Source organism: Flavobacterium sp. N2550 (genome assembly GCF_025947265.1).
Classification (GTDB): domain Bacteria; phylum Bacteroidota; class Bacteroidia; order Flavobacteriales; family Flavobacteriaceae; genus Flavobacterium; species Flavobacterium endophyticum.
The window spans coordinates 831,775-855,512 of record NZ_CP110007.1 but is presented as its reverse complement, the minus strand read 5'-3'; the positions used below and the strand labels follow the sequence as shown (position 1 = coordinate 855,512).

Here is a 23,738-nt window from a genome sequence, read left to right as displayed (position 1 = left end):
AACTTTCAAAAATTACAATCCTTTTTTAATGATTCAAGACATTTTAACAGGCATTCCTTTAGGTTTATTCCTATGCTTTATGATCGGGCCTGTTTTTTTTATATTACTTGAAACCGCTGCTGTCAAAGGTATTCGTGCTGCGTTGGTTTTTGATTTTGGAGTAATTATAGCGGATATCCTTTTTATCTGCATTGCTTATTTCAGTAGCTACCGACTTATAAACAGCTTAAAAGACGAACCCGCACTTTTTATTTTTGGAGGATTGATCATGCTTACGTATGGAATAATTTCGTATCTCCAGCTTAATAAAGCCAGCAAAAATATTTCTGACGATGCTGAAGTAGAGCTCATTAAAAAAAACTACGGAAGCCTATTCATAAAAGGATTCCTGCTTAATTTTATAAATGTCGGAGTTCTTGGATTCTGGCTATTGATTATCATCACCTTTGGACCTCAGCTCGATTTAAAAACATCCAGATTGATTGTTTTCTTTGCCTCGGTAATCGGAACTTATTTGATGGTTGATATCGCAAAAATGTTTCTGGCCAAAAGACTTAAAAGCAAGATGACTTCGTCTAATATTTTGAAGATAAAAAAAATAACAAGCATACTTTTAATAATCTTCGGATTTTCAATTATGCTCCAGGGATGGTTTCCAAGCGACCAGAAGCTTGTAAAATCAGCCTTAGAAAAAATAGAAAAAAGAAAATAAAGCCAGCTTCCCGCTGGTTTTTTTATTTCAAAAAAGGCCATAAAAAAAGAGACACTTTTCAGTATCTCTTTTGAAGAGGCATCGAGCGGATTCGAACCGCTGTAGGAGCTTTTGCAGAGCCCAGCCTAGCCACTCGGCCACGACGCCATAATTGATTGGATGGCAAATTTACATATTATTTGCAGTAACGCAAGAAAATCTTTAGTAAATATTAATTTTTAATTTTAATCATTTCTTAATATTAATTTTAATTTTGACAAAAATCAAAATCGTATAAACAATGGTAAAAAAGCTCAATTTCCTTAAACCAATATTTAATTTTATGATTATTGGTCTGATTATTATGACATTAAGTAGAATAGTGCTTTTTTTCCTGTATAGGGATAGGATAGATGAAACTGAAAATTATTGGCACATTTTTCCAATTGGATTAAGATTTGACTTGATTATCTTATGTTATATTTCTTTTCTTCCTGCAGTTTTGATATGTCTGCTGCGTGATAAATTCCTGCAAAAGATTAAAAAATTCCTGAATATTTATTTTCTGTTTTTTCTTTTCCTATTCCTTTTGATGGAGTTGTCTACGCCCGATTTTGTGGCACAATACGATACCAGACCGAACAGGCTTTTCCTAGATTATTTAATTTATCCAAAAGAAGTGATGGGTACTTTATTGAAAAGTTACCTGCCTTCTTTGATATTCACGACAATTTTTTTAGGTGTTGCTGTTTATTTTGGATACAAGAAAGGAAAAAAATTATTCTATCCTTCAGCGCAAGATTATAAAACCAAGCTGATTTTGTTTCCTCTAGTGGCTTTTTTATTGTTTTTCGGAGCTCGTTCCAGTTTGACTTCAAAACGTCCTATAAACGCAAGTAATGCTGTTTTTTCAACAGATCAGTTGACCAATTGTGTAGGACTAAATTCTTTTTATACGGTTGCCTTTGCCGCTTACTCCCTAAAAAATGAAGACAATGCGGCCAAAATGTATGGCAAGATGGATGCGAATGAAGCCTATGATAGAGTAAAAAAGTACATGACTGCTTCCTCGCAAGATTTTACAGATGCTGCTTTGCCTTTACTACACAACCAAAATCCGGATTCTTTACGCGAAAAACCATACAATCTCGTCATCTTTTTGCAAGAAAGCCTTGGCGCTGAATACGTAGGAAGCCTTGGAGGAAAACCATTAACTCCAAATTTTGACAAATTAGCAAATGAAGGCTTATTGTTTACAAATTTATATTGTACCGGAACTCGAAGCGTTCGTGGTATCGAAGCTGTCGTTACTGGATTTTTGCCTTCTCCTTCTGAAAGCGTAGTCAAATTAAGCAATTCTCAATCTGGCTTTTTTACACTTGCAGAATTACTGAAAGACAAAGGATATGACACAAGTTTTATCTACGGAGGAAGTGCCAATTTCGACAATATGGCTTCTTTTTTCAACGGTAATGGATTTGAAAATATCGTTGATGAACAAGATTTTGACAACGATGGAAAGAAATATGCCTTTAAAGGAACTTGGGGCTATTCTGACGAAGATTTAGCCACAAAGGCAAATGATTATTTCAAATCTCAAAAAAACAAGCCTTTCTTTTCATTGATGTTTTCAACATCGAACCATGAGCCTTTTGAATTTCCTGATGGAAGAATCAAGCTATTCGACAAAAAGAAAAATACAGTAAACAATGCGATGAAATATGCTGATTTTTCAATCGGAAAATTCTTTGAACTAGCTAAAAAAGAAGGCTATTTCAAGAATACAGTCTTTATTGTAATTGCCGATCACAATACCAGAACCTACGGAAAACATCTGGTTCCGATTAAAAAGTTTAGGATTCCGGCTTTGATTATTGGTCCTCAAGTTCCAAAAGGAGAAAAATATGCCAAATTAAGCAGCCAAATTGATATTCCGCCAACATTATTAAGCATGATTGGAATGAAAGTTCAGACGCCCATGCCAGGAAGAAACATCCATGATATCAAGCCAGAAACAAAAGGAAGAGCAATCATGCAGTTTCACGATATCAATGCGTTCCGTGTAGAAGACCAAGTCGTTATCATGCAGCCGAACAAAAAACCTTTACAATTTAAAATTGAAAATGATTCCGTTCTGACTCCAATGAAATTAGACGAAGAACTGGCAAAAGATGCCTTAGCTCATGTTACAGCAGCTTCAGATCTTTACAAAGAAAAGAAATACAAGGTTAAAAAATAAATTAGCTTCTATATTCCTCAATCTGGATGGTCACGGCTTCAACGTCGCCACCGATTGGGGGATTTATTTTTGAAACCGAAACGATTATTCTTGAAACTGAAGCAATTTCTCTAAAAATACGCTGTACGATTCTATGCGCTACATGCTCTAAAAGCTTAGAACGGACAGCCATTTCTTCCATTACTATTTTATTGAGATGCACATAATCAACAGTGTCTTCCAATTCATCAGTTTCCATCGGTTTTCGCATATCGGCTTTGATTTCCAAATCCACGGAATAATCGGATCCGATTTTGCTTTCTTCTACTAAGCAACCGTGAAAAGAATAAGTTCTGATGTTTTTGAGCTTGATGATTCCCATGATATAGTTATGATTTTTGATTTCAGAAGGTTAGCCTCAATCTGAAAGGATTTACTTTTTAGACAATTTCGTACTCCAAAATTAGGCATTAAAGAATAAAAATTAGGCTTTTTCACGCCAAAATGAATAACTTTGCGCTCTTAATTTATAAATATGGCATCAGAAGAAAAAACACTGAATTTTATTGAGCAAATCATTGAAGAAGACATTAAAAATGGCTTGTCTCAACAGAAATTACGTTTTCGTTTCCCGCCTGAACCAAATGGTTATTTGCACATCGGCCATGCAAGTTCGATTGCTCTGAATTTTGGATTGGGTATTGATTATCAAGCACCTGTAAACCTTCGTTTTGACGATACGAATCCTGCCAAAGAAGAGCAGGAATTTGTAGATGCAATCAAAAGAGACGTACAGTGGCTAGGATATCAATGGGCGCACGAATGTTATGCTTCTGATTATTTCCAGCAATTATACGATTGGGCAGTTGAATTTATCAAAAAAGGAAAAGCCTATGTAGATAGCCAGACCTCTGAAGAAATGGCCATCCAAAAAGGGACGCCTACGACTCCCGGAGTTGATAGTCCATACAGAAATCGTTCTGTGAAAGAAAACCTTGATCTGTTCGAAAGAATGAAAAACGGCGAATTTCCGGAAGGTTCGCATATTTTGAGAGCCAAAATCGACATGAAATCAACAAATATGTTGATGCGTGATCCGATCATGTACCGTATTTTACACAAGCATCACCATAGAACAGGCAACGATTGGAAAATCTATCCAATGTACGACTGGGCTCATGGAGAAAGCGATTATCTTGAAGAGATTTCACACTCCTTTTGTACGCTAGAATTTTTGCCTCACAGAGAATTATACGATTGGTTTTTAGACCAAATTTATGATGATAAAAAGGTTCGTCCGAAACAAAGAGAATTTGCCAGAAGAAACCTTTCGCATACCGTTGTAAGCAAAAGAAAACTTTTAAAATTAGTAGAAGATAAGCATGTTAACGGATGGGATGATCCGCGCATGTCAACCGTTTCCGGATTAAGAAGAAGAGGGTATACGCCAGCTTCTATCCGCAATTTTGCGAACACAATTGGTATTGCAAAGCGTGATAACTTGATTGATGTTTCTGTTTTAGAATTCTGCATACGTGAAGATTTGAATAAAACAGCGCCTCGCGTTATGGCCGTTTTAGATCCTATTAAACTGGTTATTACGAATTATCCTGAAGGAAAAGAAGAGTGGCTTGATGCAGAAAACAACCAAGAAGATGAAAGCGCAGGATTCAGAAAAGTCCCTTTTTCAAGAGAATTGTATATAGAAAGAGAAGACTTTTTAGAAGAAGCAACCAGTAAGTTTTTCCGTCTGACTTTAGGAAAAGAAGTACGTTTGAAAAATGCCTATATTATTAAAGGTGAAAGTGTTGTAAAAGATGTTGCTGGAAACATTACGGAAATTCACGTCACTTATGATACGGATAGTTTAAGCGGCAGCGGAACAGAAGCGAGCCAAAGAAAAGTTTCCGGAACTTTGCACTGGGTTTCAATTGCACATGCGATTGAAGCTGAAGTACGTTTGTATGACCGACTTTTTACTGACGAATCTCCTGATACTCATAAAGGGAAAGACTTCTTAGAATTTGTGAATCCGAATTCGCTTCAAGTAATTACTGGTTATTTGGAACCAAGCTTGAAAGATGCTAAAAATGAAGACAAATTCCAGTTCCAAAGATTGGGTTATTTTACTGTAGATAAGGATTCTACAGCAGAAAAATTAGTTTTTAATAGAACAGTTGCCTTAAAAGATACTTGGGAAGAAAAGGGCAAAAAAGAAGAAAATATTATCAATAATTCGCTGAAAGAAATCAACAAATATTTCAAAGTTGCGACAGATGAAGAGCGAAATTCAGTTGAAAAAGCGATAGGAGAGGAGCTAAAAAATGTTTCAAATTTCAGTTTATTGCAAAATACGTTGAAGAAGAACATCAACAATAATAAAAGCTCTTTGTTGTTTTCTAATTTTCTTTTGAAATATTCCAACCTGAAAACTTCAGATATCGAATTAGAGATCTTGCATAAATTATATTCAATGTCTTTAAAAAGCGAATCGCCATTTGTAAGATTGGAAGTGATTAAAAATTTAAAAAAGGATATAATAAATTTCAGTGAATTTTCTTCTCACCTTTTAGAGTTGAAAAATTCAGAAAAAAATGAGCAGGTTTTAAATTTGCTTTCTGAAAATTAGAAATTCTAAATAATAAGTTTTATAAATGAAAAGCTCCCAAATATGGAGCTTTTTCTATTATTGTAATATTCTATTGAAATTTTAAATTATATAGTTTTTAATAATCAAAATCGACCTTCATAAATTAATTATAAGCCATTATTTTTAAAAGTGAAGGAAAATATATGACCACGACTAAGAAACTTTATTATAATTGAGTTATTTAAGTTTTAGAAAACTTGAGGATACTTTAACTGGTTATTAACATCAAAATGTTAAAATTAAATGTAACTTTAAATTATTAACCTAAAAAATCAAAAAAGTTATGTCAAGATCAAACACAGTTATCGGAATATTAGCAGGAGCTGCAATTGGTGCAGCAGTAGGAATTTTATTTGCGCCAGACAAAGGTGAAAAAACAAGAAAAAAAATCAAAGACGGATTTGACAACCAAAAAGACGAATTGCAAAATAAATTCAACCAATTGTCTGATCAGGTAAAAAGCAAATTTTCAAAAGCCAAAGTTGATTTGGAATCTGGATTTGATGAATTAGTTGCAAACGCTCAAGACACCAAAGAAGATGTAATTGCTGCTTTAGAAAAAAAAACTATCTGATTTAAAAGCACAAGCTGCCGCAGCCAACAAAAAATAAAAAAATTGCTCTATGGCATTTGAAAAAATAAAAGAAAACACCGACGACCTGCAAGACCGCGCCAAAGAATTTTTAGATGCTAATATTGCTTACTATAAACTTTGGGGTTTCAAACTTGCAATGAAATCTACCACGTTAATGCTCAAATTATTCATGTTGAGCATTATGTTGGTGATTGTAACCCTATTTTTTTCAATTGCATTAGCACTAGCGATTGGATATAGTCTTGATAATTTTGCGTATGGATTCTTGATTGTTGGCGCCATCTATTTCGTTCTTGCTTTGTTGGTATATTACACACAAGATAAGATTGTTGAAGGCCCAATTCTAAGAACATTTTCGAAATTATTTTTCAAAAAATACTAAATGGAAAGCCTTATGCAAGTAAAAAATTATTCTTCTTACGAGGAAATAAATAGGGAATTACAGATTTTGAAAGTAGAAAAAGATTTGGCTTATGAAAAAATGAACAAAAGTTTTCATGAGACTAAAGATAGTTTTACGGCTAAAAACATTTTAGGAACTGTACCCGGTATAGCCTTGAATATAATTGGAAGCTTATCCGGACCGCTTAAAAATGTCGGGATAGCATATCTGACGAAAAAGATTTTTCGTTTATAATAAAAAAGAGGCCATTTGGGCCTCTTTTTTTATGTATTAATTTCTAAAATTATTCTGCAGGAGTAATCGTGTCATCTGGAGTATTATGCTCGTCCCTATGCGAATGGTCTTGAGGAGAAATAGAACTTCTTTTTACTTCATTGCTTTTTCTAGCACCACGTTTCATAGCTTCTCCAACTTGATTTGAAGCAGTAAATGAGGCAACCATATTATTCAACATATCGCTTCCCGCTTGAGGAGAATTGGGCAATAAGATCAAGTTTGAATTAGTATCAGCACCAATTGCCTGTAACGTATCATAATGCTGCGTAACAACAATCAAAGCAGAAGCTTCTTGGGAGTTGATTCCTACTTTGTTCAAAACATCGACACTTTCTACCAACCCACGAGCAATTTCGCGTCTTTGATCAGCAATACCTTGTCCTTGCAATCTTTTGCTTTCGGCTTCGGCTTTTGCTTTTGCCACGATTCTGATTCTTCCTGCTTCTGCTTCGTATTCTGCTGCAGATTTTTCTCTATCGGCCGCATTGATACGGTTCATTGCATTTTTAACTTGGATATCAGGGTCAATATCCGTAATCAATGTATTGATGATATCATAACCATACGTCGTCATGGCTTCGTTCAATTCACGTTTTACAGCGATGGCAATATCGTCTTTTCTTTCAAAAACATCGTCTAATTTCAATTTTGGGACTTCTGCACGTACTACGTCGAATACATAAGATGTAATCTGGTCGTGAGGATATTCGAGCTTGTAAAATGCTTCATATACCTTATCTTGGATTACTTTAAACTGTACCGAGACTTTCATTTTCACAAATACGTTTTCTTTCGTTTTTGTTTCGATGATAACGTCAAGTTGCTGGATTTTCAAATTGATCTTGCCTGCGATTTTATCTACTACTGGAATTTTTAACTGCAAACCAGAATGACGGATGCTTTGGTATTTTCCAAAACGTTCGATGATTGCCGCAGTCTGTTGTTTTACCGTAAAAAACGAAGAAAAGAAGATAAATAAGGCGAAGAATAAAAATACATACAAAGGAATGTTTAAGTCCATAATACAGTGTTTAAAAGTTAATTGGGTTAAGGTACAAAAAAAGCCTCTCATTTCTGGAAGGCTTAATTAATTTATTATTTCAAGCTTGCTATCGCTTTTTGGATTCGTCTTATTGTTTCTTCTTTTCCAATCAAGCTAATGATGTCGAATAGGTGAGGACCTTTTAAAGAACCCACTAAACTCAATCGAAGCGGTTGCATGATTTTGCCCATTCCGATTTCATTTTCAGTCATCCAGGCTTTAACTGTGTTTTCGACATTTTCTGTTGAAAAGTCTAAAGTATTTTCTAAAACAACAATCAATTTTTCCATCAATTCCGCTGTTTCTGGTTTCCAGTTTTTGGATGCTTTTTCATCATAAGACGTTGGTGCTTCGAAGAAAAATTCTGACAACTCCCAAAGTTCTGAAGCAAATGTTGCGCGTTCTTTTACCAAACGAACCACTTCTGTTACAAACTCAATCGGTTTGTTAATTCCTTTTTCGACCAATATATGGGAAAGCTGGTGTGCCAAGACTTTATTGTCTGCTCTTTGGAAATACTGATGGTTGAACCATTTGTTTTTCTCGGGATCGAATTTGGCTCCGGCTTTATGAACGCGTCCTAAGTCGAAAAGAGTTACTAATTCGTCAAGTGTAAACAATTCTTGGTCGGTTCCTGAACTCCAGCCTAATAATGCTAAAAAGTTGATAACAGCTTCTGGCAAGAATCCTTTTTCTCTATACCCTGAAGATATTTCGCCTGAGCTCGGATCTTTCCATTCCAAAGGAAATACAGGAAATCCAAGTTTGTCGCCATCTCTTTTTGATAATTTTCCGTTTCCGACAGGTTTTAATATCAATGGCAAATGTGCAAATTCTGGAGCTTCCCAATTGAATGCTCTGTATAACAAAACGTGCAACGGCATTGAAGGCAACCATTCTTCCCCACGAATTACGTGTGATGTTTCCATCAAATGATCATCTACTATGTTTGCTAAATGGTAGGTTGGCATTCCGTCACCCTTGAATAGCACTTTATCGTCTAAAAGATTGGTATCAAATTTAACTTCACCGCGAATCATATCGTTCAAGTGCAAAATTTCATTTACCGGAGTTTTAAAACGGATTACATATTCTTCACCATCTGCAATTCGCTGCGCTGTTTTTTCAGCAGAATTAGTCAACGAATTGTCTAGCTGTTCACGATTTCCGTGGTTGTATATAAAAGTCTTTCCTTGTTCTTCTTCATTTTTACGCAATTGGTCTAGATCTTCAGAACTATCAAAAGCATAATAAGCCCAACCCGATTTTACCAATTGGTCGGCATATTCTTTATACAAATGTTTTCTTTCGCTTTGGCGGTAAGGACCAAATTTTTCATTCTTTCCGACTGTTTCATCCGGAGCAATTCCAAGCCATTCTAAAGCTTCTAAAATATAAGCTTCAGCACCAGGAACAAAACGATTTTGGTCGGTATCTTCAATACGAAGATAAAAAACGCCACCATGTTTTTTAGCAAACAGATAATTGAAAAGGGCAGTTCTTACGCCACCAATATGCAAAGGTCCTGTTGGACTTGGGGCAAAACGAACACGAATAGGTCTAGACATTTTAATAAATTTTGCTGCAAAGATACGATTTTAGTTAAATGTTGTCGGTTAGTCAATATCAGTTTTGAGTAAAGTCTTTGCCATAAATTACCTATCTGTCAACTAAAATTGAAGGCCTAAATTTTAACCTTTCATATTAATATAAATTATTACTTTTATCGGTTATAAAGAAACCATTCAAGATTTTGGAAAATAAAGCATTGATATACGACAAATTAGAAGCTTTCATCAAAAAGTTTTACACGAACGAACTCCTCAAAGGATTAATTTTCTTTGTTGGATTAGGATTGCTGTATTTGCTATTCACATTATTTGTCGAGTATTTTCTTTGGCTGAAACCGCTTGGAAGAACCATTTTGTTTTGGACATTTATCCTCGTGGAACTTTTTCTTTTGTTCCGATTTATACTGTTTCCGCTTTTCAAATTATTCAAGCTTCAAAAAGGAATCAACTATGAAGAAGCATCCAGTATCATTGGAAATCATTTTTCTGAAGTAGATGACAAGCTGAAAAATTTTCTCCAATTATCAAACGATAAAAACCAGTCGGAATTACTATTAGCTTCAATTGACCAAAAAGCAAAAACGTTACATCCGATTCCGTTTGGAAATGCCATAAATTTTAAAGGCAACATAAAATACCTTCCTTGGGCAATTATTCCAATTTTGTTTTTTGCTTTCTTTTTGATATCAGGGAACAGCGATATGATTACGCAAAGCTTCAATAGGGTAGTGCGATATAACGAACGTTTTTCACCGCCGGCTCCTTTTTCATTTCTGGTTACTAATCCATCTTTGCAGACAGAACAGGGAAATGATTTTGTATTGCAGGTTAAATCACAAGGCAAAGTCGTTCCAGAAAACGCCATGATTTTTATTGATGGAGAAAGTTATTTCATGGAAAGTACAAAGCCAGGCGTTTTTGAATACAAGTTTACAAAGCCGGCCAAAAACATCAGCTTTCATATCGAAGCCAATGAAGTAAGCTCTAAAGATTATGAATTGGCTGTTGTAGCGGTTCCGACCATTGCTAATTTTGAAATGGTCTTGAATTTTCCATCGTATTTGAATATGAAATCGGAAACAATTCAAGGTTCCGGTAATGCAATCGTCCCAGAAGGAACAAAAGTGACTTGGAAAGTAAGTACTTTGGCTACTAAATCAGTGGAATGGTCTGATTTAAAAACAATTACGCCATTTTTAGCTAATGAAAATACATTTCAGATCACAAAAAACATAAATCAGAACACCGAATATCAAATTTTGACTTCCAATGCTAAAGTAAAGCATTACGAAAAGCTGAATTATCAGATTTCTGTAATCAAAGATCAGTTCCCAACTATTGCTGTCAACAATGCTCCCGATAGTTTAAAACTGAACCAAAATGTAATCGTCGGACAAGTTTCGGATGATAACGGTCTGTCAAAACTACAGATTGTTTTTTATCCAAAAGGTAAAACGAATGAAGCTAAGAAAATGGAACTTCCTGTAAAAAAGGATGTCTTCGATCAATTTATCTTTTCGTTTCCAGGACAGATTCCAGTAGAAGAAGGAGTTTCGTATGAGTACTATTTTGAGGTCTTTGATAATGATGCTTTGCACAATTACAAGTCTACTAAATCTTCAGTTTTTTCTGATAGGTTGGCTACTGTTGAAGAGAAAGAAGAACAGAATCTGCAACAGCAAAATGACAACATCAACAGCCTTGAAAAATCAATTAAAAATCAAGATAAACAGCTTTCAGAACTAGACAAGCTTCAAAAATTAGGGAAAGAAAAAACGAATCTAGAATTCAAAGATCAGCAAAAAGTAAATGAATTTATTCAGCGTCAGAAGCAGCAAGAGCAAATGATGAAAGAGTTTTCTAAGAAGATGGAAGACAACTTGGATAAGTTTAAGACCGACAAGAAAGATGAATTCAAAGAAGAATTGAAAGAACGCTTAGAAAAGGCTGAGAAGGAAATAGAAAAGAATGAAAAGCTTTTGGATGAGTTGCAAAAACTATCCGAAAAATTAAAAGAAGAAGAGCTTTTCGAAAAGATTGATAAGTTCAAGCAGAGCTCTAAAAATCAAACTAAAAATTTAGAACAGTTGGTTGAACTGACAAAGAAGTTTTATGTTGAAAAGAAAGCAGAACAACTAGCAGATAAATTAGACAAGCTTTCAGAAAAACAAGAAGATTTGTCTAATAAAGACAAAGAGAATTCAGCTGAAAAACAAGAAGAAATTAATAAAGAATTTGATAAGATTCAGAAGGAATTAGAGCAGCTTGAAAAGGACAATCAAGAATTAAAAAAACCGATTGATCTTCCAAAAGACGAGCAGACTGAGAAAAGTATTGATGAAGATTTAAAAAAGGCCTCTGATGAATTGAAAAAAGATCAGAAAGCTAAGGCAAAGCCTAAACAAAAAAGCGCCGCCCAGAAGATGAAAAAGATGAGCGGTAATATGATGGAAAGTATGGCTGGTGGAGAAATGGAACAACTTGAAGAAGATGTTAAAATGCTGCGTCAGATTTTGGATAATCTTTTAGCCTATTCTTTCTCACAAGAAGACCTGATGAAGAATTTTAAAGGCCTTAAAAAAGGGTCATTGTCATTCAATAAAAACTTAAAAATACAGCAAGATTTAAAACAACAGTTCAAGCATGTTGATGATAGCCTTTTTGCCATGTCTTTGAGAAATCCAAAAATAGGTGAGAACATCACAACAGAAGTGGGTAATGTACACTATAACATCGATAAATCTTTGGAGAATTTATCTGAGGCACAAATTCCAAAAGGAGTTTCGCATCAACAATATGCCGTGGCTTCATCAAACAAATTAGCTGACTTTTTAAGTGAGATTCTGAACAATATGCAAATGCAGATGCAAATGTCTGGATCAGGTTCTGGCAAGCCAAAACAAGGACAAGGCGAGGGTATGCAACTTCCAGACATTATTCAGAAACAGCAAGGCTTGGGCGAGAAGATGAAAGAAGGAATGAAGAAAGGTGAGAAGCCTGGAGAAGGAAAAGAAGGTAAGGATGGAAAACCCGGTAAAGAAGGCAAAGGCAAAGACGGAAAGAAAGGTGCCAATGAAGGTGAAGGTGGTGAAGATGGAGAAGGCGATGCTGGTAAGGTACTAGAGATTTATAAAGAACAGCAGCGTCTTCGTGATGCATTGCAGAAAGCTTTAGAGAAAGAAGGCATGGGTGGTAACGGACAGAACGCTTTGAACCAGATGAAGCAGATTGAAAAAGATTTGCTGAATAAAGGTTTTAAAAATGAGACGCTCCAAAAGATGCTAAATCTGAAGCATGAATTGCTGAAATTAGATAATGCTATCCAGCAGCAAGGAGAAGAGAAAAAGCGCCAATCACAAACAAACAAAAAGGACTATAACAACCTGACAAATGCTGTATCTCCTGCTTTAAAGCAATATTTGAATAGTATTGAGATATTAAACAGACAAACACTACCTTTGCGGCCAAATTATAACCAGAAGGTTCAAGAATATTTTAGGAAAGATGATTAGTTTTAATTATGAAACCGATTTTGAATTATCAGATGAAACGGCTATTTCTGAATGGCTTTCTAATGTGATCATTTCGGAATCAAAGAAAGAAGGAGATATCAATTATATTTTCTGTGATGATGAATACCTCCATAAAATAAATGTTGAATATCTAGATCATGATACTTTAACAGACATTATCAGTTTCGATTATAGTGTAGGGAATGAGCTGCATGGCGATATTTTTGTTTCTGTTGAAAGAGTTGCTGACAATGCTAAGGACTTTAATGTAAGTTTTGATGAGGAATTAAAAAGAGTTCTTGTGCATGGTATATTGCACTATGCGGGCTACAAAGACAAATCGGAAGAAGACGAGCTCAAGATGCGTCAAAAAGAAGAAGAGAAAATAGCGATGTTCCACGTGAAACAATAGCTTAAACATCTTTTCAAATACACACAATTTAGAATAACGTTCCACGTGGAACAAAACAAGATTTCAGCTTTTTGAAATCGAAAAGGAGAAAATAAAATGTTTCAAGATACATACGATGTGATTGTTGTTGGAGCCGGGCATGCTGGTTCAGAAGCCGCCGCGGCAGCGGCGAATTTGGGCTCAAAAACCTTATTGGTTACCATGAGCCTGCAGAACATCGCACAGATGTCCTGCAACCCTGCGATGGGCGGTATTGCGAAAGGACAAATCGTGAGAGAAATTGACGCTTTGGGTGGTTATTCCGGAATTGTTTCCGACAAAACAGCCATTCAATTCAAAATGCTCAATAAATCAAAAGGACCTGCGATGTGGTCGCCAAGAGTTCAGAGCGACAGAATGCGTTTTGCTGAAGAGTGGCGATTGATGCTCGAAAGAACACCTAATCTTGATTTCTATCAAGAAATGGTTAAGGGATTGATTATCGAAGATGGAAAGATAAAAGGAATCAAGACATCGCTTGGGATTGAAATCAAAGCCAAATCCGTTGTCCTGACCAATGGTACATTTTTGAATGGATTGATTCATATTGGAGAAAAACAATTTGGTGGAGGAAGAGCAGGAGAAGGAGCTGCTTACGGAATTACAGAAGATTTAGTTCGTGCTGGATTTACATCAGGTAGAATGAAAACAGGAACGCCTCCACGTGTGGATGGGCGTTCGCTCGATTATTCTAAGATGGAAGAACAGCCTGGTGATGCAATTCCTGATAAGTTCTCGTATTCGGATGAAACCAAGCCGCTGACGCACCAAAAATCGTGTCATATGACGTATACGTCGTTGCAAGTACACGATTTATTGCGTGAAGGTTTTGACCGTTCTCCAATGTTTAATGGAAGGATTCAGAGTCTTGGCCCAAGATATTGTCCGTCGATTGAAGATAAAATCAACCGTTTTGCTGACAAAGACAGGCACCAATTGTTTGTCGAGCCCGAAGGATGGAATACGGTAGAAGTCTATGTAAATGGATTTTCTACATCGCTTCCTGAAGAAGTCCAATTTAAAGCGCTGCGATCCGTCGTTGGTTTTGAAAACGTGAAATTCTTCCGTCCAGGTTATGCAATCGAATATGATTATTTCCCGCCGACACAGCTAAAACATACGCTAGAAACAAAGCTTGTAGAAGGTTTGTATTTTGCCGGTCAGATTAATGGAACCACAGGCTATGAAGAAGCCGCTTCTCAAGGATTAATGGCAGGAATTAATGCGCATTTAAAAGTGCATGAAAAAGATCCTTTGATTTTACGAAGAGATGAAGCGTATATTGGCGTTTTAATCGATGACTTAATCACGAAAGGTACAGAAGAACCCTATCGAATGTTTACTTCGCGTGCAGAATACAGAACATTACTTCGCCAAGATAATGCAGATTTCAGATTAACTCCAATGTCTTATGAAATTGGATTGGCATCCGAAACACGTATGAGAAAAATGGAGAAAAAGCTAAAAGAATCAGAAGCGATTGTCAACTTCTTTAAAGAAACCAGCGTGACGGTAGCAGAAACAAATCCGATTCTTGAAGAAAAAGGTTCAGCGTTGATTTCGCAACCCGATAAAATGTTTAAAGTGTTTTCTCGTCCACAAATTGATTTAGATGATATTCTAAAATTTGAAAAAGTTGCAAAATACATCGAAGAAAAGAATCTGGATAAAGAAGTACTTGAACAAGCCGAAATCCAAGTGAAATATTCTGGCTATATCGAAAAAGAAAAAAATAACGCTGATAAGCTGACACGTTTGGAAGACGTAAAAATTCCGGAATCTTTCGATTATGATAAAATTAAATCATTGTCGCATGAAGCTCGTGAGAAGTTCAAAAAGATTCGTCCGGTGACTTTATCACAGGCTTCTCGAATCAGCGGTGTGTCGCCAAGCGATATTTCTGTATTATTAATTCACATGGGAAGATAATATGTTTCACGTGGAACGAATCACTCAAAACCGCATTATCAAAGGAATCACTTCGATTCTTTTGATAATTTTTATTTTACAGAGTTGCATAGGAGCAAAAGCGGGTTATCAAATAGACGACTATTATATTGCTGAAAACGGAAAAGAAATTCTTGGTACAAAACCACTGAATGCATTTATCTTTGAAAATAATGTGACGAATCTCCCGTTTGAACAATTCCTTGCTATCAAGTACAAGCTAGACAATTATCTGACTCGAGAATTTTGGATTACCATCGATGGTGCCAGATATAAGATGGTAGTTTATGAAAATTCAGAATTTGACAAATATTTCGGAATTTCTAATTTTGCAGCAAAGAACCAAGAGAATATTGCCAACATTGTTGGCGGACAGCCAAAATTTATTGCTATTTCAATGATTAGTGAATTTAACGAAGATTGTCTTTCGAATAAATCCATTTTACAAAACATGGCAACGACTTACCTCAAAAATCTCAAAGACGAATACATTCAAATTAAATAATGATTTCAACAAATCTCAAGCATTTCCAAACCGTAAAAGATAATTCTGTTTCAAAAGAAATTTTCGAATTGTTATATGATGAAAATTTAGATATGCTGGTGACTTCACCTCAGCCTGATGCAGCAAATCTATCGAGATATTACGAAAGCGAAGATTATATTTCGCATACAGATGGAAAACGCTCTCTTTTTGAAAAAGCATATCATTTTATAAAAAATATCGCTTTAAAAAATAAAGTATCACTGATTAATAATCTACAGGATAAAAAAGGAGCGCTTTTAGATATTGGTGCAGGCACAGGCGATTTTCTTTCGGTTGCAAAAAATAATGGTTGGAATGCTGTAGGAATTGAACCAAGTGAAAAAGCAAGATTTATTGCAAATCAAAAAGGAATAGAATTGAAACTAAATACCTCTGATTTCGAAAATAATTCATTTGATATCATAACCATGTGGCATGTGCTCGAACATGTACCAAATTTGGAAGATCAGATTAAAGAATTAAAAAGACTGCTCAAGCCGAATGGTTCGATTATTATAGCGGTTCCAAATTTCAAATCGTATGATGCGAATCATTATAAAGAATTTTGGGCAGCTTATGATGTTCCAAGACATCTTTGGCATTTTTCAAAAACAGCTATTCGAAAATTATTTCAAAAAGAAAATATTGAGCTGGTAAAAATCTTGCCGATGAAATTCGACTCTTTTTATGTCAGCCTTCTTTCCGAAAAATATAAAACTGGAAAAATGAATTTTGTAAAAGCATTTTTTGTCGGTTTGAAGTCAAATTGGAAAGCAAAGCGAAATTTTGAATATTCTTCACACATTTATGTGCTAAAAAGCGCTAAAAATTAAAATAAAAACACCTAATAGTTTATTTTCTTCCTAAACATCGAAATATATTGCCTGTTTTAGAAAGTGCCTCAAAACGCTTTATTTGAATCCAATTTCAATAGTAATAATTTATATGTATTTTTAAAGCAATAGGTTAATTTTATGGCTTGAAAAAACATCGAAAATTAACACTTTAAGCATTTATAACTTTTTTTTTCCTATTTTTGAGCCCAATTAAAAAAAGAACCTAATAGAATGAAAAAATCAATAGTAGCAATTGCAATTGCAATCTCATTATTTTCTTGCAACAAAGCTGAGGAAAAAGCAACATCTGAAAAAACAGCCTATATTGATACTGTAAAATTGATGGATGAATATACAGAGTCAAAAGATCTTCAGGCCAAATTCAAAGAAAAGTCTGAAGTGATGGGCAGAGAACTTCAAAATGAAGTAAAAAAATTCCAAGATGAAGCTGATAATTTCCGTAGAAATGCACAAGCAAACGGACAAGAATGGGCACAAAGAAAAGGAGCAGAATTGCAGAAAAAAGAACAGCAATTAACGTATGCTCAGCAAGCTATGAGCCAGCAATTGCAACAAGAAGCCGCAGTTGAAAGAGATTCTGTTGTAAGCAAAGTAAGAAAATACATCAAAGAGTATGGCAAGAAAAACGGCTATACGTATATCTATGGAACTGGCGATGCAGCGACAATCCTGTATGCAAAAGATCAGTTAGATCTTACAGATAAGATCGTTAAGGAATTGAACGACAATTATAAAGCTCCAGCAAAAACCGAAGAAAAGGACGAAGCGAAAGCCGAAGAGAAAAAATAAAAATCAATTAAATGCCTTCCGAAGTGAAGGCATTTTTTTTAGCATAATTATCCAAAATTGACTACTTTTCGATTTCGAAAAATATAAGCCAATGCACGAACTATCCGAAGAAGCAATCTACACGTTAAAATTCATCAACCAGACCCAGCGCTCTTTATTTCTGACAGGAAAAGCAGGTACCGGAAAAACGACGCTTTTGCGCGAAATCATCCGATCTACTCATAAGAATACTGTGGTTGTAGCTCCTACCGGAATAGCGGCTTTAAACGCTGGAGGCGTAACGATTCACTCGATGTTTCAGTTACCTTTTGCCGGATTTATACCAGAATATAACAAGGCTCCACACTTTTCCGACACTGTAAAATTCGAAACTAAAGATACGCTGAGGCGCCATTTTAGGATGGCTGGACCTAAAAAATCGGTTATCGTAAACATGGAATTACTGATAATCGATGAAGTCAGCATGCTTAGAGCCGATTTACTCGATGCTATTGACTTTACAATGAGGAGCATAAGAAGAAAAGACTTTCCTTTTGGCGGAGTGCAAGTTTTGTTTATTGGCGATCTGCTCCAGCTTCCGCCGGTAATCAGAAATGAAGAATGGGAAACGTTACGAAATTATTATAGAGGAAAATTCTTTTTCCATTCGCATGTTATACAGCAATATCCGCCTTTATATATCGAGCTTTCGAAAATTTTCCGTCAGACGGACGATAAATTTATCTCAATCTTAAACAATCTTCGCAATAATCAAATTGATTCTGAAGACATTAAGAACCTAAACCAATACGTAAAGCCCGATTTTGACCTAAAGGAAAACAAGGGCTATATTACACTGACGACCCATAATGCAAAAGCCGATGCCATGAATATTCAATCATTAGCGGATTTGCAAGGAAAGGAAATGAAGTACCTGCCTGAAATTGTGGGCGATTTTCCAGAAAAAATTTTCCCTGTCGAAGAAAAGCTAAACCTCAAAATAGGAGCACAGATCATGTTCGTCAAAAATGATCTCTCGCTAGAAAAAAACTATTTCAACGGAAAGATGGGCATCATAAAATCGTTATCGGAACAAGAGATTTTGGTTCATTTTCCAGATGAAAACAAGACGATTGAAGTAGAGCGTTATGAATGGAAGAACATCCGATATCTTGTTAATCCAGATACGAAAGAAATTGATGAGGAAATTTTAGGAACATTTACGCACTATCCGATTAAATTAGCCTGGGCGATAACCGTGCATAAAAGCCAAGGACTGACATTTGATAAAGCTGCGCTTGACGTATCGCAAGTTTTCCTTCCTGGACAGGCGTATGTGGCGCTTTCGAGACTTCGTTCGTTAGAGGGGCTTATTTTGCTTTCTCCGCTACAGATGAATGGCATTTCGAACGATCAAGATGTAGTGCAGTATTCGATGAATAAAGCTTCAGAAGATTTTCTTCAAGCTTCATTGCAAAAAGAAACCACAAGTTTTGTCCATAACTATCTGAAAAACAGTTTTGATTGGAAAGAATTGGCTCAAGAGTGGCGCAACCACCAATACAGCTATAACGATGATGCTGAAAAATCAGAAAAGTCAAAGCACATGCTATGGGCAAAGCGGCAGGCAGAAACCATTGGATCTATTGTAGAACCGGCAGCAAAATTCATGCGTCAGCTAGACAAATTATTCTATGGCGAAGCATTTGATATCCAATTTGTTTTAGAAAGAATAAATGCGGCTCATGATTATTTCATGAAGCCTATGGATGCACTTGAGCATGAAATCTTATGGAAATTGGAAGAAGTGAAACGCGTCAAGAAAGCTAAAGCATTTTTCCAAGAACTTTATGCGTTAGAAGAACTGCAGACCAAGGCAATCTTGCGGCTTTTGAAAGCCAAGTTGCTGATTGAAATTGTCGCTTCTGAACTTGAAATTTGCAAAGAAAATCTAGATTCGACTGAAATACGATTGTACAAATCGAAAAAATTAGAATCCATCAAAGAAGAATTCAAGAAAACTCATGCTACATTGGTGGAAGAAGATTATGAAGTAGAACGCTATGCACCTAAGAAAAAGGCTCAAAAAGAACCTAAAAAATCTACCGTCGAAGAAACGTACGAGTTGTGGCTTCAGAAAAATTCCTTGGCAGAAATTGCGGACATTCGCAAGCTTACGCAGCAGACAGTCAGCAACCATTTTGCCAAATTAATACAATCAGGAATGGTTTCCATATCAGACATTCTTCCAGAAGATAAAATTCGCGAGCTAGCCAAAGCTTTTGACGGCTACGACGAAGAGTCTCTCAACGGACTGAAAGAAAAATACGGAAATAAATTTACGTGGGACGAGCTGAAATTGTTTAAAGCTTCGCTGTAATTATTGCATGTAAAATACGCCTAAAATAGCAGGAACAAAATAAATAGCAATTGTCCTAGCACCGTCATAATCTTTTGCGATTCTTTGTCCGAAAAGCAAGAAAATCAAGGTAACAGCAGAAACAACAGAACCGTAAAAGCCAAACGTCGTTTCGCCGTTCACTAGCATCTCGACGATACCCGCAACACAAAGAATTCCTGCGATTATTTCTAGAACTAAAATAAGCATCAAGGATTGCGGCACGGTATTTTTGATGAATGTTTTTTCAAAATGACCTTTGAGCCAGCCTACGTTTCCTTGCCAGTCAATTACCTTATCATAGCCTGATTGTAAAAAGGTTACGGCTAAAAATACCAAAATTAAAATAGAAGCAGTGTTGTTCATAATGCTATTTTTTATGGATTAATCGTGTCAGTTTAATAGATAGATCGGTGAGGATAATCTTAGCATTTCCGTTGCGTTCAATGTGATAGACAGCATCGGAAAGCTCTTTAAATATGTCGTTAATATTGTTGCCGTTTACGAATGGCGCAAAATTTTCCAGCTTGAATTTCTCCACTTTGGGTTCCATGTAAACAAGGCTTGTCGTTTGATAATTCAGCAATAAGGCCTGGCGGAACATTTCGATACAAAAATGCAAAAATTTCTTTTGCGCTTCACGTCCCAAGCCGGCAATCTGTTCGCTCCAAGAAATCAAGTCATTGATCGCGGCAGCGTTTCCTTTTGCCCTAAAAGCAGCTCTAACCCACAACACAAACCATTGCTCAAAAGGCTGTTCTTCGCTGTCTTCATGGAGTAAATGCAATGCCTTGCTGAAATTTCCTTGTGCTTGGTGCGCGATTTTTTTTGCTTCACGCAAATCCATATTTTCACGTGAAACCAAAGCATTGGCAATTATATTTTCATGAATTCCATTGAAATGCAAAACCTGACAACGGGAACGGATCGTTTGGATGATAGATTCTTCGTCTTCAGAAATCAAGATAAACAGCGTTCTTTCGGGCGGTTCTTCCAGAATTTTCAGAAGTTTGTTGGAAGCCTCAATATTCATCTTATCGGCCATCCAGACAATCATGATCTTATAGCCACCTTCGTATGACTTCAACGACAGTGATTTCAATACTTCCTGGGCGTCTTCAACACGAATTAGTCCCTGTTTGTTTTGGACACCTAGGTATTTATACCAGTCGAACAATCCGCCGTATGGATTTTCGAGCAAAAATTGGCGCCAATCGGCTATGAAGTCTAGGCTTTTAGGTTTTGACTTCACATCGTCGGTTGAAACAGTAGGGTAGATGAAATGCAGATCAGGATGCGAAATATTATTGAATTTCACATTACAAGCTTCATTTTCGCCTTGATTTTCTCCTCCAGAATTTTTGCACAAGACATACTGAGCATACGCCAAAGCCATGGGCAAAGTACCGCAACCTTCTGGGCCAACAAACAATTGAGCGTGCGGAATCCTTCCGGCATCAGCGCTTTTCGTAAGATGACTTTTGATATGTTCTTGTCCTAGGATTTCTGAAAATAGCATGGAGCAAATATAGGGGAAAAATGATGAAGAGCGGGCAGACCTATAAAAATCTAAAAAGCCGCGATTTTATAAACTGTTCTTCAAATCTTTAAACAAAAATACCTCGTTGTGCATGTTTATGGAACCGCGTCTAGGCCTGTCCAAATCTAAAGTGATGTAGATTACGATAGAGGTTAAAAGGCAAAATCCCAAGATATAAAATTTGTCAATCTTCTTCTTAAAACCAGAGCTATAACCAATATAGAAAGAGATAATCACGGAAAAAATCAGCAATAGATATACGATCGATTCTGGAACATTAGAATTATAAGCAGCATTGGCAGTTGAAGCAGAGTCAAACATGCTATTTAGAGCCGGAAGCATCATGTTGGAGGGCAAAAACAATTCTTTGTCTTTGGAATAAGAGGCGGCTCTAGTCCATAATTTTTGGCTGATAGCGGCTGATGTTGCAAGAGCTTTATTAATTTTTGCATCATCTCTGTCGGATTCAAAATAAGCAACTCGAGAATCCAGATAGCTGCTAAAATCTATTTTAAATGCTTTTTTTAAACTATCCGGATAAGTATCTGCTCGCAAAATTGCTGTTCCGATACAATTGGATTCGTCAATAAGGCTGGCTTTTCGATTTTCATACCTTGAACCCGACATTCCGAAAGTGAAAGCCAAAATCAAAGCCAGCAAACCTAACAAAGAAGACAAGATGCCAGAATTATCAGAATCTGTTTTTGTTTTTTTAACTCCAAACCGATAACCAAGATTAATTGCGAGAAGCATTGCAAAAAATAAAAAGATGACAATATATTTTGCATCGAGATCAAATAAAAAGGAATGTTTCATAGGTTTGAAAGAATTGATTATTTTTTTGATAATGAGGAACAAAAGGTATAATGCTACTTTTAGAAGCGTAGGCAAATTTTAATAAGAAATAAATGTACAAAATTTTCAAATCCAAATTTGTTGAGCCGGATTTTAGCCAATTATAACGTTTTCGCTAATAATTTAGGCTTATTTTAAATGTTTTGATATTTTTTAGTTCGTTAAAAATCATATATTTGTGAATCCAATAAAAAAATCCACTAAAAGATACTACAATGAAAACTTTGAATGACTTCAATTTCAACCATAAAAAAGCATTAATCAGAGTCGATTTTAACGTTCCTCTAGATGACAATTTTAAAGTGACGGATGCGACTCGAATTGAAGCGGCAAAGCCAACAATAGATAAAATTCTTGCTGATGGCGGAAGCGTGATTTTAATGTCACACCTAGGCAGACCTAAAGGAAAAGAATCTAAATATTCTCTACAACATATTCTTGACAAGATTTCGGAAGTCCTTGGTAAAAAAGTAAAATTTGCTGAAGACTGTATTGGTCCTGTAGCTGAAGAAGCAGCGAAAAATTTACAGCCAGGAGAAATCTTGTTGCTGGAAAATCTTCGTTTTTATTCAGAAGAAGAAGCTGGAGATATTGATTTTTCAAAAAAACTCGCTTCGCTTGGAGATATTTATGTGAACGATGCCTTCGGAACTGCACACAGAGCGCATGCATCGACAACAATTATCGCACAGTTTTTTCCTAATGACAAATGTTTCGGAACGTTATTGGCTAAAGAAATTGAGAGCTTGAATAAAGTCTTGAAAAATTCCGAAAAGCCTGTGACTGCTGTTTTAGGGGGATCGAAAGTTTCTTCGAAAATCACGGTTATCGAAAACATCCTTGATAAAGTAGATCATATGATTATTGGCGGAGGGATGACTTTTACGTTTATCAAAGCGTTGGGCGGAAAAATAGGCGATTCGATTTGCGAAGACGATAAATTAGAACTGGCACTTGAGATTTTGGAGAAAGCAAAAGAAAAAAATGTAGAAATTCATCTTCCAGTGGATGTTATAGCAGCCAATGCTTTTTCTAATGATGCTGAAACACAAGTCGTAAATGTAAATGAAATTCCTGACGGCTGGCAAGGCCTTGATGCTGGACCTGAATCATTAGAGCGTTTCAAAAAAGTAATCCTTGAATCAAAAACAATTTTATGGAACGGACCGTTAGGCGTTTTTGAGATGGAAAAATTCGCAAATGGAACCATCTCTTTAGGAGAATTTATTGCCGAAGCTACTCAAAAAGGCGCTTTTTCTCTTGTTGGAGGAGGCGATTCTGTTGCGGCCGTAAAACAATTCGGATTAGAGCCTAAAATGAGCTATGTTTCTACTGGTGGCGGGGCAATGCTTGAAATGCTTGAAGGCAAATCATTGCCTGGAATTGATGCGATACTACGTTAAAAAACAATTTTTTTATACTAAACCTTTTAAAAATT

General features: G+C 35.9%; 20 protein-coding genes and 1 tRNA gene. 14 read left to right on the top strand and 7 right to left on the bottom strand.

Features of this window, described 5'->3' with window-relative positions; all coding sequences use genetic code 11:
* Positions 1-28: 28 nt before the first annotated feature.
* Positions 29-712: a LysE family translocator gene (locus OLM56_RS03705; protein WP_121376254.1), complete on the top strand. Its 684-nt coding sequence runs from the start codon at positions 29-31 to the stop codon at positions 710-712.
* A 76-nt stretch (positions 713-788) separates the two neighbouring features.
* Here OLM56_RS03705 and OLM56_RS03700 read toward each other — a convergent pair.
* Positions 789-859, bottom strand: a tRNA-Cys gene (locus tag OLM56_RS03700).
* Positions 860-1,283: 424 nt separating this feature from the next.
* Here OLM56_RS03700 and OLM56_RS03695 point away from each other — a divergent pair.
* Positions 1,284-2,930 (top strand): LTA synthase family protein, encoded by a 1,647-nt coding sequence (locus OLM56_RS03695; RefSeq protein WP_264528363.1) that lies wholly within the window; start codon positions 1,284-1,286, stop codon positions 2,928-2,930.
* Position 2,931: 1 nt separating this feature from the next.
* On the opposite strand, the gene folB is transcribed toward OLM56_RS03695, so the two are convergent.
* Entirely contained in the window at positions 2,932-3,291 is a 360-nt protein-coding gene (gene folB / locus OLM56_RS03690; protein WP_121375701.1) for a dihydroneopterin aldolase, read from the bottom strand.
* Between the two features lie 153 nt (positions 3,292-3,444).
* On the opposite strand from folB, the gene OLM56_RS03685 reads away from it, so the two are divergent.
* The 4 genes from OLM56_RS03685 to OLM56_RS03670 all read left to right on the top strand — a co-directional run bounded on the left by OLM56_RS03685 (position 3,445) and on the right by OLM56_RS03670 (position 6,791).
* Positions 3,445-5,538 carry a glutamine--tRNA ligase/YqeY domain fusion protein gene (locus OLM56_RS03685; RefSeq protein WP_264528362.1) on the top strand — a complete coding sequence of 698 codons (2,094 nt, stop codon included), beginning with the start codon at positions 3,445-3,447 and terminating at the stop codon, positions 5,536-5,538.
* A 304-nt stretch (positions 5,539-5,842) separates the two neighbouring features.
* A complete protein-coding gene (locus tag OLM56_RS03680) occupies positions 5,843-6,133 on the top strand; it encodes a YtxH domain-containing protein (protein ID WP_264528361.1) in 291 nt (96 codons plus the stop codon).
* A 49-nt stretch (positions 6,134-6,182) separates the two neighbouring features.
* Positions 6,183-6,536: a competence protein gene (locus OLM56_RS03675; RefSeq protein ID WP_121375698.1), complete on the top strand. Its 354-nt coding sequence runs from the start codon at positions 6,183-6,185 to the stop codon at positions 6,534-6,536.
* A 12-nt stretch (positions 6,537-6,548) separates the two neighbouring features.
* Positions 6,549-6,791, top strand: a complete 243-nt coding sequence (locus OLM56_RS03670; protein WP_182493116.1) for a DUF6327 family protein — start codon at positions 6,549-6,551, stop codon at positions 6,789-6,791.
* A 49-nt stretch (positions 6,792-6,840) separates the two neighbouring features.
* On the opposite strand, the gene OLM56_RS03665 is transcribed toward OLM56_RS03670, so the two are convergent.
* A complete protein-coding gene (locus tag OLM56_RS03665; RefSeq protein ID WP_121375696.1) occupies positions 6,841-7,854 on the bottom strand; it encodes an SPFH domain-containing protein in 1,014 nt (337 codons plus the stop codon).
* A gap of 74 nt (positions 7,855-7,928) precedes the next feature.
* Positions 7,929-9,443, bottom strand: a complete 1,515-nt coding sequence (gene gltX, locus OLM56_RS03660; protein WP_264528360.1) for a glutamate--tRNA ligase — start codon at positions 9,441-9,443, stop codon at positions 7,929-7,931.
* A 185-nt stretch (positions 9,444-9,628) separates the two neighbouring features.
* On the opposite strand from gltX, the gene OLM56_RS03655 reads away from it, so the two are divergent.
* The 7 genes from OLM56_RS03655 (at position 9,629) to OLM56_RS03625 (ending at position 19,887) form a co-directional block, all read left to right on the top strand.
* A complete protein-coding gene (locus tag OLM56_RS03655) occupies positions 9,629-12,958 on the top strand; it encodes a DUF4175 family protein (protein ID WP_264528359.1) in 3,330 nt (1,109 codons plus the stop codon).
* A complete protein-coding gene (ybeY, locus tag OLM56_RS03650; protein ID WP_182493113.1) occupies positions 12,951-13,370 on the top strand; it encodes an rRNA maturation RNase YbeY in 420 nt (139 codons plus the stop codon). Before OLM56_RS03655 ends, ybeY begins: the two co-directional genes overlap by 8 nt.
* A 96-nt stretch (positions 13,371-13,466) precedes the next feature.
* Positions 13,467-15,338: a tRNA uridine-5-carboxymethylaminomethyl(34) synthesis enzyme MnmG gene (mnmG, locus tag OLM56_RS03645; RefSeq protein WP_264528358.1), complete on the top strand. Its 1,872-nt coding sequence runs from the start codon at positions 13,467-13,469 to the stop codon at positions 15,336-15,338.
* Between the two features lie 10 nt (positions 15,339-15,348).
* Positions 15,349-15,861 carry a hypothetical protein gene (locus OLM56_RS03640; RefSeq protein WP_264528357.1) on the top strand — a complete coding sequence of 171 codons (513 nt, stop codon included), beginning with the start codon at positions 15,349-15,351 and terminating at the stop codon, positions 15,859-15,861.
* The gene (locus OLM56_RS03635; protein ID WP_264528356.1) at positions 15,861-16,715 is read left to right on the top strand and encodes a class I SAM-dependent methyltransferase; all 855 of its coding nucleotides are present in this window, start codon (positions 15,861-15,863) and stop codon (positions 16,713-16,715) included. Before OLM56_RS03640 ends, OLM56_RS03635 begins: the two co-directional genes overlap by 1 nt.
* Positions 16,716-16,949: 234 nt before the next feature.
* Positions 16,950-17,528, top strand: a complete 579-nt coding sequence (locus tag OLM56_RS03630; RefSeq protein WP_121375688.1) for an OmpH family outer membrane protein — start codon at positions 16,950-16,952, stop codon at positions 17,526-17,528.
* 91 nt (positions 17,529-17,619) lie between these two features.
* Positions 17,620-19,887 carry a helix-turn-helix domain-containing protein gene (locus OLM56_RS03625; protein ID WP_264528355.1) on the top strand — a complete coding sequence of 756 codons (2,268 nt, stop codon included), beginning with the start codon at positions 17,620-17,622 and terminating at the stop codon, positions 19,885-19,887.
* Here OLM56_RS03625 and OLM56_RS03620 read toward each other — a convergent pair whose 3' ends face one another.
* The 3 genes from OLM56_RS03620 to OLM56_RS03610 all read right to left on the bottom strand — a co-directional run bounded on the left by OLM56_RS03620 (position 19,888) and on the right by OLM56_RS03610 (position 22,261).
* On the bottom strand, positions 19,888-20,271 hold the full coding sequence (locus tag OLM56_RS03620; protein WP_264528354.1) for a DoxX family protein: 384 nt from the start codon (positions 20,269-20,271) through the stop codon (positions 19,888-19,890).
* 4 nt (positions 20,272-20,275) lie between these two features.
* Complete coding sequence (locus OLM56_RS03615; protein WP_182493107.1) at positions 20,276-21,424, bottom strand: ATP-binding protein; 1,149 nt, start codon at positions 21,422-21,424, stop codon at positions 20,276-20,278.
* 66 nt (positions 21,425-21,490) lie between these two features.
* Positions 21,491-22,261, bottom strand: a complete 771-nt coding sequence (locus tag OLM56_RS03610) for a hypothetical protein (protein ID WP_182493106.1) — start codon at positions 22,259-22,261, stop codon at positions 21,491-21,493.
* Between the two features lie 254 nt (positions 22,262-22,515).
* On the opposite strand from OLM56_RS03610, the gene OLM56_RS03605 reads away from it, so the two are divergent.
* Complete coding sequence (locus tag OLM56_RS03605) at positions 22,516-23,703, top strand: phosphoglycerate kinase (RefSeq protein WP_264528353.1); 1,188 nt, start codon at positions 22,516-22,518, stop codon at positions 23,701-23,703.
* Positions 23,704-23,738 lie beyond the last annotated feature (35 nt).

Coding starts and splice junctions, on each gene's coding strand:
- OLM56_RS03705 (WP_121376254.1), top strand. CDS start 29: ATGATTCAAGACATTTTAACAGGCATTCCTTTAGGTTTATTCCTATGC.
- OLM56_RS03695 (WP_264528363.1), top strand. CDS start 1,284: ATGGAGTTGTCTACGCCCGATTTTGTGGCACAATACGATACCAGACCG.
- folB (WP_121375701.1), bottom strand. CDS start 3,291: ATGGGAATCATCAAGCTCAAAAACATCAGAACTTATTCTTTTCACGGT.
- OLM56_RS03685 (WP_264528362.1), top strand. CDS start 3,445: ATGGCATCAGAAGAAAAAACACTGAATTTTATTGAGCAAATCATTGAA.
- OLM56_RS03680 (WP_264528361.1), top strand. CDS start 5,843: ATGTCAAGATCAAACACAGTTATCGGAATATTAGCAGGAGCTGCAATT.
- OLM56_RS03675 (WP_121375698.1), top strand. CDS start 6,183: ATGGCATTTGAAAAAATAAAAGAAAACACCGACGACCTGCAAGACCGC.
- OLM56_RS03670 (WP_182493116.1), top strand. CDS start 6,549: ATGCAAGTAAAAAATTATTCTTCTTACGAGGAAATAAATAGGGAATTA.
- OLM56_RS03665 (WP_121375696.1), bottom strand. CDS start 7,854: ATGGACTTAAACATTCCTTTGTATGTATTTTTATTCTTCGCCTTATTT.
- gltX (WP_264528360.1), bottom strand. CDS start 9,443: ATGTCTAGACCTATTCGTGTTCGTTTTGCCCCAAGTCCAACAGGACCT.
- ybeY (WP_182493113.1), top strand. CDS start 12,951: ATGATTAGTTTTAATTATGAAACCGATTTTGAATTATCAGATGAAACG.
- mnmG (WP_264528358.1), top strand. CDS start 13,467: ATGTTTCAAGATACATACGATGTGATTGTTGTTGGAGCCGGGCATGCT.
- OLM56_RS03635 (WP_264528356.1), top strand. CDS start 15,861: ATGATTTCAACAAATCTCAAGCATTTCCAAACCGTAAAAGATAATTCT.
- OLM56_RS03630 (WP_121375688.1), top strand. CDS start 16,950: ATGAAAAAATCAATAGTAGCAATTGCAATTGCAATCTCATTATTTTCT.
- OLM56_RS03625 (WP_264528355.1), top strand. CDS start 17,620: ATGCACGAACTATCCGAAGAAGCAATCTACACGTTAAAATTCATCAAC.
- OLM56_RS03620 (WP_264528354.1), bottom strand. CDS start 20,271: ATGAACAACACTGCTTCTATTTTAATTTTGGTATTTTTAGCCGTAACC.
- OLM56_RS03615 (WP_182493107.1), bottom strand. CDS start 21,424: ATGCTATTTTCAGAAATCCTAGGACAAGAACATATCAAAAGTCATCTT.
- OLM56_RS03610 (WP_182493106.1), bottom strand. CDS start 22,261: ATGAAACATTCCTTTTTATTTGATCTCGATGCAAAATATATTGTCATC.
- OLM56_RS03605 (WP_264528353.1), top strand. CDS start 22,516: ATGAAAACTTTGAATGACTTCAATTTCAACCATAAAAAAGCATTAATC.